We start from the raw sequence: 3,424 nt of genomic DNA, 5'->3' as shown, positions 1-3,424 counted from the left end.
GCCCTCCGTTTGGGATGTTGATGCCAAACCGCTCCTATACCGCCGGAAGCCAGTTTAGGTATGGGTTTAATGGGAAGGAACAAGACAAAGAAGCATATTCAAAAATTAGCTACGATTACGGCTTTAGAATATATAGTCCAGTAATTGGCCGATTCTTATCTGTTGATCCCCTTTCAAAATCATATCCATGGTACACTCCTTATCAATTTGCAGGAAATAAGCCAATTTTTGCAATAGATGTAGATGGGTTGGAAGACGCACCATATAGCATTGGTCGTGCAGTATCAAGAAATGAAGCATGGGCTGCAGAAGTTAGGAGAACAGATCCAGAGCATGCGGAGCAAAGAATATTTGAAATGAATAAGAATGCTTTCTTATTCGTTGGGGGCGGATTAACTCTTGGTTATGGCTTCTCGGCTTTTAGTTTTGTAGGTACAAGTAATGCAATAACAAATCTTAGTGCTCGAGCAATATTAGCCTCTTCTTCATATTCTGTTGCAGTTGCAAATCTTGGTGCATTTACTATTGAGTTATTAAACCCTGATCCCAACGGAACACCAGGATTGGAGTTTACTCAAGGTGATGAAGTTGCGAGAGGTCTGAAATTATTATTCAAGCAGGCTGTTGGACCATTAGTCAAGCCTGTGGAGAGGTTTATTGTAAATACATCTAAATTTGATTATCTATTTGGTAAACTTGAATATCAAAACCTAAAAGGTGCAGAGTTAGAAAAGTACGCAAGTAATGTTGGTTATACAGTAGAATCATTGATAAAAAATCAGGATAGAGCCTCAAGTATGGCTAAGGTATTTGAGTATTGGGGAATCAAAGATAATCAAGCAGGACTAGTGCAATTGGGGGAATTGTTTTCAGCGGGGCTAAATGGAAAAGTAATCAATACTAAAACTAACGAATTTGGCACCTCTGTTACTAGGGAAATTTTTTTAATTTTCACCGCAGGAGAAAAGAAAGGTCAATCAGCAGGGAGTATACAGATAAGTTATTTTTATAAAGATGGTAATATGAGTGCAATACCTGAAATATCATCAGTGATACCAATTCCTGATAAAAGTGTTAATTAATTATGAAGCAGCTTCCAGTAGTATATGAAATAAGTAAAGATGATTTTTCTAGAGTTGAAGGTGTCAATAAAATTATAGTACACGATGTTAATCTTAATCATATTTACTTTGAACTTAATGGTAGAAAATACTATGTTGGTTATTTTAGCCCTATTATTAAAGTAAGTTTGATGTTGTTAGAAATCGATAACTATTTATTGGTGGGAGTAGATTTGAGGGTAGTAGTGCTTTGTATCAAAACGGGGCGTATTTTATTCTCGATTGGTTTGTATAGTTTTTTTAAAGGCTTTGAAAATACAAGCGAATTCGCCTTTACTATTTTTTCAGAGTTAGAAGATATTGTAGTTAACAAGAACGGTTTGAGCATAAGCCAGATTATCCCTCACGAATTAGAATTTTGATATTTTTTTCAGGAAAGCTTTATTGGCTTGCTTTCACTATCGAGTAATGATTGTAAGTTTGTAAATGTGTTTTACATTTGCCTTGTATATCAAAGTCGAGGTTTTAATAACTATTTTATGAGTTTTTATAAATATTTTTGGTAAAAGAATGGTAGCTCTCCTCGTAGGAATGAAAAGATGACAAAGCGACTGAATCAAATGAAAATCTTCTTTTTTAACTGACCGAGAAAAAGAGTACGCCAACAGTCGGGAGGATACTTTACCACCAACTTTTTGATACTAAAGATCATACCCTAAAAGCACTTTATAAAAGTCTATATACTTCTCTCCACCGGCCTTTTTAGAACTCAATAATACATATTCGTATGTAATCTGATTGTCTTCTGCTAGAGTTAAATTTTGTATCCTTTTTGAATAAAGTTCAACACAAGCTATTAAGGCATCTAAAAAATAAGAACCATTACTTGCGCAATTAAATACAACCCAATTGGGTGCTAGATAATCAATTATTTGTACTTCTAGCGTATGTTTGTTAACTCCCAAAATGTCGCCATCTGCTGTTCCGAAATATACATAATTTTCTGACTGTTTGCAGGTATGCCAAAATTCTAAAATGCCTATTTGCAATTTTGAACAATCAAAGCACTCTATTAAATCGATTACTTCGCTTTTAATTACATTGTTCGACAAAAAACTACGTTTTGGAAATAGTTTGTAGCTATTAATTTTATCATCAACTTCAAAGTTTTCATAACCTAATTTAGATAGGCTTGTTTTTGAAGGAGTAAGTTTACTTAAGTTCTCAACAAATTCTCTTACTTTCATATTAAATCATTGAAAATCAATACTTGATACTTGTCTTTTCCCATCTTTATCATATGTCCATACTTCCGTCTGAGTCTTTATCTTGTTTACGCCTGCATAACTTTTAGTATCGTCATCCCAGATGTAGTCAGAATAAAAAACTCCTGTCACAATTCGCTTTGAAATGTATGTTTTAGGGGTGCCGTCATTATTATAGACTTGTTTTCCGTTTTCAATAACTATCGAATATTCAAAACTTACTTTTTTCACTTCAAAATAAACATCGTTCATAAAATCCTTTTTTAACTTTCCTACGTAATCTTCGGGCTGTTCACCTCCACTAAAGCCATTTATCCAAGCATCGGGGTTTGTAAAGTTAAAAACTGAAATATTCCCCCCTATGTTTAGCAACCTTCCTAGCACACCTTTTACGTTGGTTCCAGTCACTTTTTCTTTTAAATAAGCATGTAATTGGGAGTATTTGTCATAATGTAAGCCTTTAGGAATAATAACTGCAAAGTTTTTTCCATCAAGGTGATGATGCTGTAATTTCTGACCGATGTACTCAGATACTTTTGGATTATATTTAATCCATTGTTCATCGACAACGGGCATTCTGTTTTCAACAAAAACTGCGTTATAAGCTTTAGGACTGAACCACTCAGGATTTTGTGCATACAGTTGTTTCATCGCCCAGACTCCATTGCGAGCATATCCAGCCGCATTATATCCTCTTGCTGGTGCCTTTGACATATCAATTTTAGGTTGATTCTCCCAATATTGCTGAATGTCTTCTTCTTCACAACCGTCTAAATCAATATATTTTACAGGCTTATTACCAGCAAACTGATATGGGGTGTACCATGGATAAGTTTTTGTCAAAGGATCCACACTCAAAAACTTGCCTATTCTCGGATCATAAATCCGCATTCCATAGTCTTGTTGATTTCCGGTTCCCTTTACATCATTATCATTCTCCTTCCCATTAAACCCATACCTAAACTGAGTTCCAGCGGTATAGGAGCGGTTTGGCATCAACATCCCAAACGGAGGGCTACATCTAACTCAAAGAACTACCCTAAAGCTACACTGCTTTTTTGACATTTTAAAGTCTGGCTGATGATTGTTTCCGTAGTA

General features: G+C 35.0%; 4 protein-coding genes. 2 read left to right on the top strand and 2 right to left on the bottom strand.

Annotation, left to right across the window (positions count from 1 at the left end; translation table 11 throughout):
• Both ACQ2HE_RS19765 and ACQ2HE_RS19760 read left to right on the top strand, forming a co-directional pair.
• Window positions 1-1,082: RHS repeat-associated core domain-containing protein (locus ACQ2HE_RS19765; protein WP_430902501.1), on the top strand; the 1,082-nt coding region annotated here is incomplete at its 5' end.
• A 2-nt stretch (window positions 1,083-1,084) separates the two neighbouring features.
• Window positions 1,085-1,483, top strand: a complete 399-nt coding sequence (locus ACQ2HE_RS19760) for a hypothetical protein (protein WP_430901854.1) — start codon at window positions 1,085-1,087, stop codon at window positions 1,481-1,483.
• A 279-nt stretch (window positions 1,484-1,762) separates the two neighbouring features.
• On the opposite strand, the gene ACQ2HE_RS19755 is transcribed toward ACQ2HE_RS19760, so the two are convergent.
• Both ACQ2HE_RS19755 and ACQ2HE_RS19750 read right to left on the bottom strand, forming a co-directional pair.
• Entirely contained in the window at window positions 1,763-2,308 is a 546-nt protein-coding gene (locus ACQ2HE_RS19755; protein WP_430901856.1) for a hypothetical protein, read from the bottom strand.
• A gap of 6 nt (window positions 2,309-2,314) precedes the next feature.
• Complete coding sequence (locus ACQ2HE_RS19750) at window positions 2,315-3,328, bottom strand: RHS repeat-associated core domain-containing protein (protein ID WP_430902500.1); 1,014 nt, start codon at window positions 3,326-3,328, stop codon at window positions 2,315-2,317.
• Window positions 3,329-3,424: the final 96 nt, after the last annotated feature.

The sequence above is a fragment of the Endoryza foliicola genome (genome assembly GCF_050589245.1).
Lineage (GTDB): Bacteria > Bacteroidota > Bacteroidia > Chitinophagales > Chitinophagaceae > Endoryza > Endoryza foliicola.
The sequence above is the reverse complement of the archived record's forward strand: the minus strand, read 5'-3'. Positions and strand labels throughout refer to the sequence as shown.